The organism is Pseudoalteromonas sp. TAP-3C (assembly GCF_059888565.1).
In genome coordinates this window covers 1,456,661-1,471,935 of the sequence record NZ_CM187618.1, presented here as the reverse complement: position 1 = coordinate 1,471,935, position 15,275 = coordinate 1,456,661, and the positions used below count along the sequence as shown (strand labels likewise).

The window sequence follows — 15,275 nt, the reverse complement described above, 5'->3', positions numbered from 1 at the left end:
TAATAACTAATTTACAAATATATATTGCAAACGTTTGCATTTATCTCTAGAGTTTCAATTTATACAGCCTGTTTACATTAAAATTTAATCAATCTCGCTGTAGTACACACTGTTTAACACACTATAAAACGGGATCTCACACATGAAATTCAATAAAGCAAAAAGCCTGTTAGCCTGTGCGGTAACTTTAGCGCTGAGCACACACACCACCCATGCAACAGAACAAGCAAATGAAAAAAAAGTTGAGCGAATTGTCGTCTCTGGAACACCCGCAGGTGTTGGCGTAAGAAAAATTGATGCCAGCTACGCAGTGACAAATATTGATTCATCACAGATCATAAAGTTATCCCCCAAAAGCACTGCCGACTTATTTAAAGCGGTTCCCGGTGTGTGGGTTGAAAGCTCTGGCGGTGAGTCTGGTGCCAACGTATTTGTGCGTGGTTTTCCAGGCGGTGGGGACGCACTATTTTTAACGCTAAGTATTGAAGGCTCGCCAGTTTACCCTGCCTCTACTCTTTCATTTTTAGAAAACTCATCGTTATTTAGAATCGATGAAACGATTGAAACAATGGAGGCATTGCGTGGTGGCCCTAATCCTGTGCTGTCCAATGGTCAGCCTGGTTTAACAACCAACTTCAGATTAAAGCGTGGCAGTGAAGACACCCAAGGTTTATTTAAATACACCACCTCTGATTACGATTTACAACGTGTTGATGCCGTTGTCAGCGGTGAAATATCAGATGACCTTTACTTTATGGTAGGCGGCTATGTAAAAAGCTCACCGGGGATTCGTGATGCAGGCTTTACCTCTGAAAAAGGCAATCAATTCACCATTAATATCACTAAGGTGCTTGATAACGGTGAAATGAATTTTTATACCCGCCAAACCGACGATCATGGTGCATGGTACTTACCAACCCCACTGAATGTGGACGGCATTGACGCACAATACACTCAATTAGGCACACTTAACCGCCAAGCAACAATTTTTACCGGCCCAAATGCGCAAGCACATGACATTGACTTAGGTGATGGCCGAGGCTGGGATGGCCATGTCTCTGGCGGTAGCATTAAACTTGAGTTTGATAATGGCTGGCAATTTATCGATCGCTTTAATATTACCAAAGGCGATGCCAATACATTTGGTCTAGTACCCAATGGCTCTGCAACGACGGTTGGTGAAGTGGCTGATAATAGTCAATCGGCAACAGGCGCTGCAACAGGCACAACGTATGATAGCGATACCCCTGTACAACAACTGGGCCGTTGGGTAGTACTCAAAGAAATAAGCTCATTTACTAACGACTTAGCATTTTCAAAACAATTTGATGATTTATCTATTGCGCTAGGCTATTACACGGCAAGTACCTCAGCCAACGATTGGTGGAGCTTAGGTAATACCGCCTATCACGTGCTGGAAGCTGGTGGTGAATTATTAACTGGTATTGAATGTAACCAAAGTACTGACGGGTGCGGTTTTAATTACGATATTAGTGCAACAGGCGATGCGCGTACCAATGCTTTTTACTTTACAGGCCAATACAAATTTGCAGATGCATTTACACTTGATTTAGGTGTACGTAAAGAAAACCATGACGTGCAGTACAGCGTAGATGAAGACCTTGATGGTATTATCACTCAAACCATTGATTACGATGAAAGTAAAACCTCATGGACAACAGGTTTAAACTATTCAATTAATGATGACATGGGCGTGTTTGCACGTGTTAACCGTGGTTATAAAATGCCCTACTTTGATGACTTTAGAGATAACTTTGGCGCATACCAAGGCGGTGAAAAACTCATTAAAGAAGTAACGCAGGGGGAGCTAGGTTACAAGCTTATTTCTGACTCTACCGACTTCTACGCCACCTTTTTTGTTAACGAAGTAAAAGGCGATACCTTTGTAAGTCGCCCAGGAGTGCCGGCTGAAATTTTAACCAACGAAGCGTATGGTGTTGAACTTGATTACAACTTTAATCATGAATCTGGCTTTTCTGTTAATTTAAATACCACATTACAACAAACCGAGATCACTGAAAGTCCAGAAAATAAGGGTAACGACGCACAGCGCCAACCGAAATGGCAAGTACGTGTAACACCAAGCTATGACTTTGAAGTGGACGGCATGTATGCCACGTTATACGGCACGTTGTCAGCGGTTGATGACCGCTTTGGTAATAACGAAAACACCGTAACACTCGATGGCTACGAAAAAGTAGACTTAGGTTTAATTGTTGAACCAATGGAAGGCATTAAACTGCAATTAGCCATAGATAACCTAACCGACGAGCAAGGTATCACTGAAGGCGACCCACGTAATGCCGACGCCCCCAATGGCCGTTATATTATGCCACGTACAACACGCTTAAGTGTTAGTTACGCATTTTAATACTCTCCCTGTATCAAAACCAAAGCCGCTGTAATTAATACACAGCGGTTTTTTTATTATATCTGTCAACCTATGAGCAAGCTCTTTATGCCCACTAACAGGTAAGTGTATGCCTTCTTTATCACAGGACTTTATAAGCGGATAACAATCCAAAAATACACACGTGTGACGATCAGCGGCTGCTTTGAACTCAATGGATAATTGTTTAGCTTTTTTACTTGCACCTGCGTAAATGCTTTTATAACTTCCAACCTCATGAACCTTTGACGGACTCAAGATGATTATTATTGGCCGTGCTTTACCACGATAAAACGCTTTAATGGCTAAAATCAACTCCTCAAGCGCTTTACCAATATCGATAGCAGACAGTGCAAAACGTGCTTTTAAGTCATTGGTGCCAAGCTGAATAATAACAACGTCAACGGTGTGCACTTCAAGATAAGGTTTTAAATATTTAATCCCTGACTTATCACCATCAAAAGGCGGATCGTTCACTAAGGTTCTATTCGGTTGCCCTGCTTCAATCACTTCAAAGCCGATGCCCAACTGCTGCTTTAATAAAGTAGACCAGCGTTCAGTTTCGCTCAGCCGTTTTCCATCAATAGGAGAAATACCAAAGGTATTGGAATCACCAAAACATAATATATTCATTAAAACGGATTCAATGTATAGCCTTGTTGTTGTAACTGCGCATGCGCGGTCATTGCAGAAAGCGCCATTTTCACCCCTGGTATTAACTGCTCAGCCGAGACTTTCATATGCATTGCCGACTGTCCGCACACATACACTTGCGTGTTATTAGCAAGTAACTGCTTGAGCAAGGATTGGTTTTTATTATCGTTTTCAAAGCGGGCTTTATAAACGCTGTTTTGAAGTACATCAACACTGGCTCCACCATGTACCACTAGCGCCAGCTGAATGTTTTCTGGTTTTACGCCGTGAGCCACATGCATATTGATAAAGCGCGCTAGCGAATTAATATGATTATTTTGCTCCCCCTTTTCAGCGCCTTTACCTACATCAAAAGCTATCTTGAACTGTGCTTGGCTTAAATCAGACACATGCTCGATCTTATAAAAATAACCATAGTCTTTAATAACAGGCGCAGGCTCTGCAGCAAGAGTGCTAAAGCTTGCTAGAACTAAGCCTGAGCCTATAAGTAACGTTTTCATATATCATCCTTTTTACTTTTTTGTTTAGCCTAACTCTATTACCATTATTTAACTAGCCTGAACATGAGAATGTGCTTTAAAAGTCATTCCTAAATAATTAAAGGTATGTTTAAACATATCGATAAATGCGTCTGGTGCAGAGGAAGATACGGCATTAGACAACAGTGAAAACTGTTTTTGTCGTAAGGTTCTAAGTTTGGGTTTTAACGCCTCATCATCCATGTAATCGGTGATCCTATCCATAAACGCCTTCATTTGTGGCGTAGTGTTATACCAGTACACAGGGGATGCAATAACCCAATGTTCGTAACGTAATAGCACTTCAAACAAATTGTAAAAATCATCATTCTGATATTGCTTGTCATAACGATAAGGTGAAATCACATAGTCATCTAAACAAAAAACAATACCACTTTGTTGTTTGCTATACGCATTCACTTGCGCGGTAGTATTGCCGTTTTTACGGCCACTTGAATAAATAATTGCAGTGTTATGTGCTGATTTTTCTTGCATTGGGTTAGCTCCTTTTTTTATGATGGAGCAAAGCTTAAAACCTCAAGCTAGCTTAAGGTCAACAAGTAATCTGGAAATTTTAAAAAAAAGAAGAAAAACTATGACCGTTCAACAAAAAAAACTCATCGATGCAAATTTAACTGTGGGCTTTGTAGCGAAACGCAGCGGCGTAAAAGTATCAACACTGCACTTTTACGAAACCAAAGGCTTGATCCGCAGCTGGCGAAACAACGGCAACCAACGCCGCTATAAACCCGATGTACTGCGCCGTGTTGCAGTAATTAAAGCCGCCCAAGCAATGGGGATAACGCTTGAAGAAATAAAACAAACTCTAGCAACTTTACCAGAGCAGCGCACACCAACCCAAAAAGACTGGTCTGCACTTTCAAAACAATGGCAATCACAGCTTGATAAACGCATTGCTTATATGCAACGTTTACGCCAGCGGGTTGATGGCTGTATTGGCTGTGGCTGTTTATCAATGAGCAAATGCCCTATTTATAACAAAGACGACCACTTGGGTGAAACCCAAAGTGGCGCCATTTTATTAGAGCAAGATTAGACTGCTAATAGCCTTAATCTTGGCCATTTAACCTTTCTTCCACTAAATTAGTAAACTGTATCTAATGTTGTTGATAAAAAGTCATAATTTAACTTATAGCTAATGCTTTAAAAGTCTAAAAATTGAGTTATGTGTCGCTTTTGTATTATTGATGGTACTGAAGTACACCGGTATCTATAAACGAGTGCGCGACACACAATTTTATTTAGTTTTACGATTTAGCGCTCTTATCGAAATAGAACATCTTCGCGGTTAAACCACTTAACACAAAATGCCAGTAGCGCACCAGCTATGAGTGCAGTGGCTACAAATATTAATCCCACCAACGTGTAGTCTACCGTGCCTTTAACTATTTCTTTAATCGCTAAGGCAACATTGGTTACTGGAATAAACGCCGTTTTAGCAGTGAGTTCCATATTAGGCATAATTGAAATAATAATTGGGAAAAATACCCCCATGGATATAGGGGTCATGTAGTTTTGCGCTTCTTTAAACGAGCGTGCATAGATTGAAATTGCTAAGGCGAGTGCTGAAAATATAGCAGCAACCGGTAATAACAAAACAAAAATCATCAGTAAATCACTTACGCTAAGCGTACTAAAAGCGGCTTTAATAAATTCAAGATCAGCAAAAGCCAGCGCTAAGGCTATCCAACACCCCATACTAATGACGGTGATGGTGGTTGATGCAATTGAAGTGGTTAATAAAGTAATAAATTTACCCAATACAAGCTCGGTACGGGTAATAGGGGTAAGTAATAAGGTTTCTAAAGTACCTCGTTCTTTTTCGCCAGCACCTAAGTCAATAGCAGGATACGTTGCCCCTACTAATACCAATGGAATAAGCAAATAAGGTAAAAAACCCCCTATTTTCTCACCTAAGTTTTCGCGTTTATCGGCGGTATCAACTTTGGTAACTTTAACTGGCTTTAAAATAGATGCTTGTGCGCTTTTATCGATACCAAAGCTCAGTAGTTTACTTTCTTGCAGAGTATCGCTGTACTCTTTAGCAAGCTCTTTCACACGCTCAAATAAGAAGTTAATTGATTTTGAGTCGTTAAACACTACTTGCCATTCGCTTTGCTTTTGCTCATTTAATGTTTGCACGGCATCGCTTGGCAGGTACATTCCCATGTCGATATCGCCAGCGTTTACACCTGCTTTTAGCTCCTCAACACTATTAAAGGTTTTATCGCCTTTATAGAGTTTAAAGCTTTTGTGGTAAAACACTTTATCAGTAAATTCTGGTGCATAGTCGCCATTGATAATCACATAGGTATTTATTTTTTGTTCAGCATCGAGCGCAGCTTGCGAGGATATAAACGCAACCACAGCAAATAACACCGGAAAAACCACAATCGGAAATACCACCACAAACAATAAGGTTTTTTTATCGCGTAGTAGCTCTTTTAATTCCTTTTTAAATACTTCAAACATTATGTTTCTCCGTTAAAATGTTCATAAACGCTTGGTTTAATTCGTCACTGTTGCCTGCTTGTTTAAATTCAGCGAGCGTGCCATCAAAACAACTAACCCCTTCATTAATCACCGCTACACGGTCGCATAAAAGGGCTACTTCATCTAAGTGGTGAGTAGAAAAAATCACCGGAGTACCTCGTGCTTTTAAACCTTTAATAAAGTTAATCACCGTTTGGGTAGTCATAATATCAAGGCCAGTAGTGGGCTCATCAAGAATTACCACTTCAGGGTGATGCACCACAGCTCTTGCAATGTTGGCTTTTTGTTTCATGCCGGTTGATAGGTTTTCAGCGCGCTTATCAATAAATTTATGCATATCGAGTAAGGTAAATAGCTCTTCACAACGATCCTTGATTGCTTGCTTGCCCATACCATGAAGCTTTGCAAAGTACTCAATATTTTCTTTTACTGTTAAACGACCATATAATCCCGTTGAACCCGATAAAAAGCCAATTGATTTACGCCCAATCAGTGGTTTTTTAATTATATCGTGACCGGCTATGGTAATACTGCCATCATCCGGCTTTAAAGCGGTAGAGAGCATTCTTAATGTGGTTGTTTTACCTGCGCCATTAGGCCCTAATAGTCCCAGCACTTCGCCTTTAGCACAGCTAAAGCTGACATTTTTAACCGAGTGAAAATAATCTTTATCTTCGCGTGGGTCTATATCATCTACTTTATTTTTTTTATGATCTTTGGTGAGCTTAAACTTCTTTTTAAGCGCGGTTACTTCTATCATCTTCGTGTCCTTCGTTTCGGTCTAAAATAATCCGTGTTATCGTAAAACGATGGATTGTTATTCTCATCACACCAACCAGGTACACCTAATAACGGTAAAGGTGAAAGCTGTTTGTTATCTGCTAAACAATCATCAGTTTTTATCATCTCATAAAGTCGTTGATCTAGGTACTGGTACTGAGTTACTAAATCTTTACAAAATATTTCATCCGGCACATTTACAAATAAGGCTTTACCAGTAAGCCCTATATAAGGTTTGGTCAACATTTCGTAATTAGCATGGCCGAACATAAAAGGCGCAATGGTTTTACCCCACTGCGCTTTATGTTCTTTGAAGGCTGTTTTCCATTGGTGATCTCTTAACCACTCCTTCCACTGCGATTCGCTGATTGCTAGCACAACCCCGCACTCATCAAACAAAGTTAGTGCATTTCGATGTTTACCGCGTTGTTTTAAACCATGCAATGCTATTTCATCTACATGGCGCTGATTTATCAAGGCTTTTGTTTTTGGAAATAAACACCAAATAAAACCACCAAACAAATCATGCCAGTTTTGTTGGCGGGTGGGCACGTCCCCTGTTTCGAAAATAACTTGTTCATAATAGCGCTCAGCAAAATCAACCTTGGCATCATCAACAAAACGAATGGGAAGATTATTTGCGTTTATGGCATGTAAGTAAGGTTGAAAATACGCGGGCTCTGGCCAATCTGTTTGCTGATGAATGTTAAACAACTGACGAAGATGCGCAAATGCCCCGCTGCTTAGGCTCGTTGCTTGAAATTGTTCTGGGGGAGTAAAACGCTTCATTGTTACCTTTAGTGTACATTTTTATCAGCAACAGTTTACCGCAAAAACTGGTTCTAATTAATAGAAGTTCATATACTAATGCCACTTAGAACAAAAAAAGAGCCAATATGAAACGTTATTTTTCTTTGACCTTAATTACAACTGCTATTTTAGCTGGCTGTGCAACAACAAGTATTACCTCTGACGATGTCGCTAACGGCTATAACAGCATTCAAGCCGATGAAATTGCTAAACATGTAAAAATACTCGCCTCAGATGAATTTGGTGGTCGCGCGCCTTCATCTGAAGGCGAAAAGTTAACACTTGATTACCTAACTAAAGAATTTACTGCTTTAGGCTTTGAACCGGGTAACGGTGATAGTTTTTTTCAAGAAGTACCGCTTGTTTCACTCGAAGCAGATTCAAACATGGTGCTTAGTATTGGTGGAAAAGACTATGAATATAAAAAAGACATGGTGATGGGCAGTAGTCGTATTAGTGTGCAAGAAGGCATAGAAAATTCAGAGCTGGTATTTGTGGGCTACGGTGTTAACGCCCCTGAATATAACTGGAATGACTACGAAGGTCTCGATGTAAAAGGTAAAACAGTGGTCATGTTAGTAAACGATCCAGGTTTTGCGACTAAAGATCCCGCGTTATTTACCGGTGATGCCATGACCTATTACGGACGCTGGACTTACAAATACGAAGAAGCAAGCCGTCAAGGTGCTGCGGGCGCTATAATTATTCATGAAACAGCGCCAGCGTCTTATCCGTGGTCTGTGGTTGAGAACTCATGGAGTGGCGAGCAATTTGGTTTTGTAAAAGACAATAACAATATGGACCGCGTTGCCGTTGAGGGTTGGGTAACCGCTGATGTAGCAAAAGAGTTATTTACTAAAGCAGGGCTTGATTTTGAAACCGCTAAAGCCAATGCTGCTAAAGGTGCTTATCATGTAGACATGAGTGACTTAGATGCTACCGTTGAAGTTAACAACACCATCAAAAAATCAGTATCGTATAACTTTATTGCCACCCTTGCAGGCAGTAAAAAACCAGATGAACATATTATTTACTCTGCGCATTGGGATCATTTAGGCACAGATAAAAACCGAAAAGGCGATCAAATTTACAACGGTGCGCACGATAACGCCACAGGTATTGCTGGTATGTTTGAAGTAGCCGAAGCCTTCACTAAACTCGGTAAACGCCCTGACCGTTCAATAACTTTTTTAGCGGTCACCGCTGAAGAGCAAGGTTTACTTGGCTCTAAGTATTATGCGGCTAACCCGGTTATTCCTGCTAATAAAACCGTTGCTAATATTAATATGGATAGCTTAAACCTGTTAGGTAAAGTAAAAGACATTAGCGTGGTGGGTATTGGTAAATCACAGATGGATGATTTATTGGCAAATGCTGCTAAACAGCAAGGCAGAACAGTATCGGGCGATCCTAAGCCATCGTCAGGTGGTTATTATCGCTCAGATCACTTTGCCTTTGCCAATATGGGCGTTCCAGCCATGTATGCCGGTGGCGGTTCACAAGCGTTTGATGAAGAAACTGAAAATTACCGTAAACGTATGAGCCTAGTACTGCGTGGTTGTTATCATCAGCCGTGTGATAGATACCGTAATGAGTGGGATTTATCGGGCGCGGCTGAAGACCTACAATTATTTTATAAAGTAGGCTTTGATATTTCGCAGCAAACTCAGTGGCCTACGTGGAACGAAAATTCAGAATTTCAACGTAAATAATCATATTTACCTGAACACCTAAATGATATTGATTATCATTTAATAAAATAGTACAGTGTGATCTCATTCTTTAATTAGGTCGTACTGTATGTTTTTAACACCTCATTTAGGCGCTATTTCGCCAGCTGCAAAACGTGTTTTTCACCAAAATAAACGCCTAATTTTACCATTGCTAATTTTAGTCTGTTTAGCCCTGCCCAGTTTACGCACCATAACAATTACTGCACTCAGTGATGCTTTTTTTCAAGTAAGTGTGTTTGTTGCTGCCACTTTGTTTATTTATTACTACGTTGTAGATAATTTACCTCAGTTAGAACTTCGCTATTTAAATGCAAAATCACCGGTGTTGGAAGTCAGCTTTGCTGCTTTTTTAGGCATGTTACCAGGCTGTGGTGGCGCTATTATTGTGGTGACTCAATTTACAAAAGGCCAAGCAAGCTTTGGCGCTATTGTTGCCGTATTAACGGCCACTATGGGTGATGCTGCGTTTTTATTATTAGCTACTCGCCCTACCGAGGGTTTAACAATCATGGCAATAGGGTTTGTGGTTGGTTCTGTAACGGGTTTAATCGTCAACACACTTCATAAAACAGGCTATTTATGCCCAACTGATCAAAAGCACACACAACAGGTTACCCTTTTACCGACGAAAATAATTACGCTCAGTAAACCTATTTGGTTTATCGCTATTATTCCGGGGTTGCTTATTGCCTTTTTACTCGCTTTTAATGTTGATTTGAGCCAATTTGGCGAATACAGCAATGCCTTTATTAGTAGCTTCGGTGCATTAATGGCTTTGTTTGTCGTATTTATGTGGGCGCTATCTTCAAAAGGTGAAAGCTATCAAGAAGTAACCTCAGAAGATGATATATGCAGTCCACCTTCAAAAATTACCAAGGTGTTGCAAGATACCCATTTTGTGACCGCGTGGGTGGTTGCTTCCTTTGTATTATTTGAACTACTGGTAACAGTGTTTGGTCTTGACTTAAAAACATGGTTTTTAAATTATGCTTATATGGCCCCGCTAATAGCGGTTTTAATTGGTTTTTTACCTGGCTGTGGCCCACAAATAATTGTCACCACCTTATATATACAAGGTGTTATTCCATTTAGCGCATTAGCGGCCAATGCCATTTCCAACGATGGAGATGCGCTCTTTCCTGCCATTGCAATGACACCCAAAGCCGCCATCATAGCCACGTTCTATACAGCCATCCCCGCGTTAATAGTTGGCTATGGTTTATATTTTTTTGCACTTTAGGGCCTGCATTAAATTTAACCTTTAAAGCTCAACAGACCCTAATATATTTACATAAAAAAAGCTCAGCAACGGCTGAGCCCTGAGTGTAAGCTAATTACTCAATTAAGCTGTTTGTAATTCAACTTCTTTAGGGTTTATGCCATGGTCGTTCTCACCCTCTTGCGAGTCTTGCGCTAAGAAGATAATTAAAATAATCCAACCTATTACCGGTACTAGCCACAGTAATTGCCACCAGCCTGAGCGATTAGTATCGTGAAGGCGGCGCGCTCCAGCACTTAGCTGAGGGATCAATAAAGCGAGGCTGTAAATAGTCCCGATTATTGCTGTACCTGTAACATAGTCAATTGCAGAAGTTACAAGCGAAAATATGACGTTAAATAAAATAAACATCCAATAGGCTTTGCGACGACTACGACCTGAAAAATCTGCGTAGCTACGCAATGCATTGATATAATGTTCCATAAAATATCCTTAGTGTTATTGTTTATATTCCCTAAAGGGCGTGTAGTGTTACCATTTTTATTACACGCATATCTTAATTAAAAATATAAATTTATAAAAGTAAAAAACCAGCTAGTTAGCTGGTTTTTTGAAATTTTTTAACTATTTAATTAAAAAAGATTAGCGCATTGCCATCATCATTTTAGCAGGCTGCTCTAAGTATTCTTTCCATAAATTATTAAAACGGGCTATCGTGCCGCCATCAATTACACGGTGATCCCCAGACCAACTTACTTGCATAATTGCACGCGAAACCACCTGCCCTTGCTGATCAAAACGTGGAAGGTGCTGTAATTTACCTAAGGCGACAATGGCCACTTCTGGTTTGTTAATAATCGGCGTAGCTATAGTGCCACCAATTGCACCAATATTAGAAATGCTAATAGTGCCACCTTTTAAATCATCAGGCGAAACACGGCCTTCGCGCGCAGAATCAGTAAGCTGAGTTAAGTTGTTCGCCACCTCTACAATGCTTTTAGTTTGGCAAGCTTTAATATTAGGCACCAGTAAACCCACTTTAGCATCTACTGCAACGCCAATATTATGATCGTCATAGTAAGTAATTTCACTGCAATCATCATTTACTTTTGAGTTAAGTACTGGAAATTGACTCATTGCCAACGATAACGCCTTAATAAAAAACGGCATCATAGTCAGCTTAACGCCTTGCGTTTTATACAGCTCTTTAAGGTCAGTACGCAGTGCAATTAAATCAGTTAAGTCAATTTCATCGCTGTAAGTAAAATGTGGAATAGTGGAAACAGACGCCACCATTTGTTTTGCCATGGCCGCTTTAATGCCTTTAATCGCTTCTGTCCGCGTGCCCCCTGGGCTAGTTGCGTTCTCAGCGCTATGAGTGGCTTTACTCTGAGTAGTTTGTGGCTTGTTAAGCTCAGAAGTATCCATACCAGATGGCACTTCATTTTTTATAAATGCTTCAATATCTTGTTTATAAATACGGCCATTTTTACCACTGCCTGGTACGCAAGTTAAATCAACATCAAGCTCTCGCGCTTTACGTCTAACCGCAGGTGAGGCAACTGCTTTTTCGTTAACAATCGGTTGCGTTTGCTTAGCGGGTACATCAGAGGTTGCATTGCTTTGTGCTTTCACGACCGCTTGATTAACATCAACGTCTTCTTTTGCAACTTGACCTGCTATGGTCATTTGAAACAACGGGCTGTGTACTTTGGCAATTTCACCTTTTTGATAATATAGCTTTTGTACAGTACCGGTATATTTAGCCGGTATTTGTACTAACGCTTTATCGGTCATTACATCACAAACGGCTTGATCTTCTTGTATTTCATCGCCCTCTGCCACTAACCAGTCAACAATTTCACACTCTACAATACCCTCACCGATATCCGGTAGAATAAAGTCTTCTAGCTGCTCTGTTACTTTAGTGGGTACATCACGTGTATCATTCGCATCACTAACGCCATCACCTGCAACATCCATTGCAAATAACGGCGCATGAACTTTAGCAATATCACCTTTTTTACAATATAACTTAGTGATCACGCCATCGTGCACTGCTGGAATTTGCACTAAGGCTTTGTCGGTCATTACGTCACAAATAGGCTGATCTTCTTTTACTGTGTCACCCTCTGCTACCAGCCATTCAACAACTTCGCATTCAACAATGCCTTCACCAATATCGGGTAATATAAAATCTTTAGCCATGGAAACCCCTAAAAGTTCACTGATTGTTTAATTGCAGCCATTACTTTCAATGCATCTGGAACATATTCTTTTTCAAGTGCCAGTGGATAAGGCGTATCTAAACCACAGACACGTAAAATAGGCGACTCTAAATGTAAGAAGCACTCTTGAGCGATGGTTGCCGCTATTTCTGCACCAAAACCATTGGTGATAGGTGCTTCGTGACTAACAATAAGTCGTCCTGTTTTAGTCACTGATTTAGCAATGGTTTCAACGTCCCACGGTAAAATACTACGAAGATCAATCACCTCACAGCTAATGCCTTGTTCAGCTGCGTGTTTAGCCGCGGCTTCCACGATTTCCATTTGTGCGCCCCACGCCAATAAAGTCACGTCTGTGCCCTGTTGAATTATTTCAGCTTTACCGAGTTCAATACTGTAATCTTCCTCTGGTACTTCACCGGTTGAGGCACGGTATAAACGTTTGGGCTCAAAGAATATTACGGGGTTGTCGTCTTTAATGCAGGCTCGCAGTAAGCCTTTCGCTTGATAAGGATTACGAGGAACCACTATTTTTAATCCCGGCGTATGGGCAAAATAAGCTTCTGGCGATTGTGAATGATATAAACCGCCGGCAATACCGCCGCCGTAAGGTGTACGTATTGTCAAGTTACCCACATTAAATTCGTTACCACTACGATAGCGAAACTTAGCGGATTCATTCACAATTTGGTCAAACGCGGGGAAAATATAATCAGCAAATTGAATTTCAGCCAGTGCCGGTGCACCAAACGCTGCTAAACCATTGGCAAAGCCTAAAATACCTTGCTCTGTGAGCGGGGTATTGAATACGCGATGCTTGCCGTATTTTTCTTGTAAGCCAGATGTTGCTCTAAATACACCACCAAAATAGCCAACATCTTCACCAAAAATACATGCTTGAGGGTGTTCATTCATGGTGATATCTAAGGCAGAATTAATTGCATGTAGCATGTTCATTTTAGCCATTACTTAATTCTCCCTGCTGTTGTTGGGTAGGCGTCTGGATGCGCTTTAATGTGAGTTTTAAGTTCATCATATTGACGTTGTAAAGAGGGAATTGGCGTGTCGTACACATCGGTAATTAGCTCTTCTAACGCCGGCTTATCAATTACTTCAGCGCGTTTTAGTGCCGCTAAAATATCATCACGAATGGTTTCTTTCGCTTTAGCATCGTCGTTTTCATCTAACCAATTTTGTTTTACTAACCATTTTCTAAAGCGCTCAATTGGGCATGTTTTATAATTGGCTTCTTCATCTTTAGAACGATAGCCACTGGGATCATCTGATGTTGAATGCGCACCTAAACGATAGGCTATCGATTCAATTAATACGGGTTCACCCTGCGTTGCTGCAATTTCACGGGCTTTTTTAGTTGCGGCATAAACAGCAAGTGCATCGCTGCCATCAACGCGAATCGTTTTTATGCCGTAACCTACGCCGCGACAAGCAATACCATCACCTTTAAATTGCTCATCGGCTGGGGTTGAAATAGCATAGCCATTATTACGAGCAAAAAAGATAACCGGTGCTTTATGCACTGCAGCCATGTTTAAGCCTGCATGAAAATCACCTTCTGAAGCCGCCCCTTCACCAAAATAACAAATGGTGACGTTATCAATGGTGCTTGCCAACTCCCCAGTTTTAGCATCAATGTGTTTTAATTTTTGAGCGTATGCGTAACCCGTAGCCTGTGGAATTTGTGTTCCCAAAGGCGATGAAATGGTCATGTAATTAAGTGCTTTAGAACCATAATGAATTGGCATTTGGCGGCCTTTACCTAAATCTAATTCATTAGAAAACATCTGGTTCATAAATTGATCAAGGGTAAAACCACGATAATGCAGCGCCGCTTGCTCACGGTATTGCGCCATGATCATGTCATCTTGATCAAGCGCTGCGGCAGAAGCCGTTACCGCGGCTTCTTCGCCTAAACATTGCATGTAAAAACTAACGCGGCCTTGGCGTTGAGCCCCCTGCATACGTTCATCGAGTAAACGAATAAAACGCATGGTTTCGTATAATTTGATAGCGGTTTGCTTTGAAATATCAGGTGCTGGAGCACTAGGATGAATGTCGCCGTCCTCAGTTAAAATACTAAGGGTTGGAATATTAAGTGCGTGGCCATCAATAAACTCAAGCTCATGATTAATATTCAGCGATACGTTATTAGGATTACTCATAACCTACCTTATTTTGTTGTCAGTATCACAGCGCCCCTTAGGATTATTATTATGGGTGATTGTTGCTGAATAAACTTTGCAACATCTGCACTGTATTTAATTAAAGCTGCCAACACTTTACGTTAACGTAAAGTGTTATTCAACAAAACTGTGACAAAACAAAAGTAAATAATGAACAAAAAACTGGCAAGTTAGCCATACAAATAATTAACCACTTATTAATCAGTTG

The 15,275-nt window shown here is 40.6% G+C and carries 14 protein-coding genes; 4 read left to right on the top strand and 10 right to left on the bottom strand.

Annotated elements, in window-relative coordinates; all coding sequences use genetic code 11:
* Positions 1 to 142: 142 nt before the first annotated feature.
* Positions 143 to 2,392 (top strand): TonB-dependent receptor, encoded by a 2,250-nt coding sequence (locus AC6H44_RS06960; protein WP_500738154.1) that lies wholly within the window; start codon positions 143 to 145, stop codon positions 2,390 to 2,392.
* Here the strand turns inward: AC6H44_RS06960 and AC6H44_RS06955 are convergent.
* From AC6H44_RS06955 to AC6H44_RS06945, 3 genes are read right to left on the bottom strand one after another with little or no spacing between them, the layout of a single operon-like run.
* Positions 2,369 to 3,043: a GDSL-type esterase/lipase family protein gene (locus tag AC6H44_RS06955; RefSeq protein WP_500738153.1), complete on the bottom strand. Its 675-nt coding sequence runs from the start codon at positions 3,041 to 3,043 to the stop codon at positions 2,369 to 2,371. The two genes, AC6H44_RS06960 and AC6H44_RS06955, sit on opposite strands and share 24 nt — an antisense overlap.
* Positions 3,043 to 3,564, bottom strand: coding sequence for a DsrE family protein (locus AC6H44_RS06950; RefSeq protein WP_500738152.1), 522 nt, complete (start codon positions 3,562 to 3,564; stop codon positions 3,043 to 3,045). The genes AC6H44_RS06955 and AC6H44_RS06950 overlap by 1 nt, the downstream gene beginning before the upstream one ends.
* 48 nt (positions 3,565 to 3,612) lie before the next feature.
* Complete coding sequence (locus AC6H44_RS06945) at positions 3,613 to 4,077, bottom strand: flavodoxin family protein (RefSeq protein ID WP_500738151.1); 465 nt, start codon at positions 4,075 to 4,077, stop codon at positions 3,613 to 3,615.
* Positions 4,078 to 4,177: 100 nt separating this feature from the next.
* On the opposite strand from AC6H44_RS06945, the gene soxR reads away from it, so the two are divergent.
* Positions 4,178 to 4,639, top strand: a complete 462-nt coding sequence (gene soxR, locus AC6H44_RS06940) for a redox-sensitive transcriptional activator SoxR (RefSeq protein ID WP_500738150.1) — start codon at positions 4,178 to 4,180, stop codon at positions 4,637 to 4,639.
* Positions 4,640 to 4,866: 227 nt separating this feature from the next.
* Here the strand turns inward: soxR and AC6H44_RS06935 are convergent, their stop codons facing one another.
* From AC6H44_RS06935 to AC6H44_RS06925, 3 genes are read right to left on the bottom strand one after another with little or no spacing between them, the layout of a single operon-like run.
* Entirely contained in the window at positions 4,867 to 6,075 is a 1,209-nt protein-coding gene (locus AC6H44_RS06935) for an ABC transporter permease (protein WP_500738149.1), read from the bottom strand.
* Positions 6,068 to 6,856, bottom strand: coding sequence for an ABC transporter ATP-binding protein (locus AC6H44_RS06930; RefSeq protein ID WP_500738148.1), 789 nt, complete (start codon positions 6,854 to 6,856; stop codon positions 6,068 to 6,070). The genes AC6H44_RS06935 and AC6H44_RS06930 overlap by 8 nt, the downstream gene beginning before the upstream one ends.
* Positions 6,853 to 7,665 carry a DUF3025 domain-containing protein gene (locus AC6H44_RS06925; protein ID WP_500738147.1) on the bottom strand — a complete coding sequence of 271 codons (813 nt, stop codon included), beginning with the start codon at positions 7,663 to 7,665 and terminating at the stop codon, positions 6,853 to 6,855. The genes AC6H44_RS06930 and AC6H44_RS06925 overlap by 4 nt, the downstream gene beginning before the upstream one ends.
* A 107-nt stretch (positions 7,666 to 7,772) precedes the next feature.
* Between AC6H44_RS06925 and AC6H44_RS06920 the strand changes: the two genes are divergently transcribed.
* Positions 7,773 to 9,398, top strand: a complete 1,626-nt coding sequence (locus AC6H44_RS06920; protein WP_500738146.1) for a M28 family metallopeptidase — start codon at positions 7,773 to 7,775, stop codon at positions 9,396 to 9,398.
* Between the two features lie 88 nt (positions 9,399 to 9,486).
* Entirely contained in the window at positions 9,487 to 10,659 is a 1,173-nt protein-coding gene (locus AC6H44_RS06915; RefSeq protein WP_500738145.1) for a putative manganese transporter, read from the top strand.
* A 102-nt stretch (positions 10,660 to 10,761) separates the two neighbouring features.
* On the opposite strand, the gene AC6H44_RS06910 is transcribed toward AC6H44_RS06915, so the two are convergent.
* The 4 genes from AC6H44_RS06910 to AC6H44_RS06895 form a co-directional block, all read right to left on the bottom strand.
* Positions 10,762 to 11,121, bottom strand: coding sequence for a DUF805 domain-containing protein (locus tag AC6H44_RS06910; RefSeq protein WP_500738144.1), 360 nt, complete (start codon positions 11,119 to 11,121; stop codon positions 10,762 to 10,764).
* A gap of 159 nt (positions 11,122 to 11,280) precedes the next feature.
* On the bottom strand, positions 11,281 to 12,846 hold the full coding sequence (locus AC6H44_RS06905; RefSeq protein WP_500738143.1) for a dihydrolipoyllysine-residue acetyltransferase: 1,566 nt from the start codon (positions 12,844 to 12,846) through the stop codon (positions 11,281 to 11,283).
* An 8-nt stretch (positions 12,847 to 12,854) separates the two neighbouring features.
* Positions 12,855 to 13,832, bottom strand: coding sequence for an alpha-ketoacid dehydrogenase subunit beta (locus tag AC6H44_RS06900; RefSeq protein ID WP_500738142.1), 978 nt, complete (start codon positions 13,830 to 13,832; stop codon positions 12,855 to 12,857).
* Positions 13,832 to 15,046 carry a thiamine pyrophosphate-dependent dehydrogenase E1 component subunit alpha gene (locus tag AC6H44_RS06895; protein WP_500738141.1) on the bottom strand — a complete coding sequence of 405 codons (1,215 nt, stop codon included), beginning with the start codon at positions 15,044 to 15,046 and terminating at the stop codon, positions 13,832 to 13,834. The genes AC6H44_RS06900 and AC6H44_RS06895 overlap by 1 nt, the downstream gene beginning before the upstream one ends.
* Positions 15,047 to 15,275: the final 229 nt, after the last annotated feature.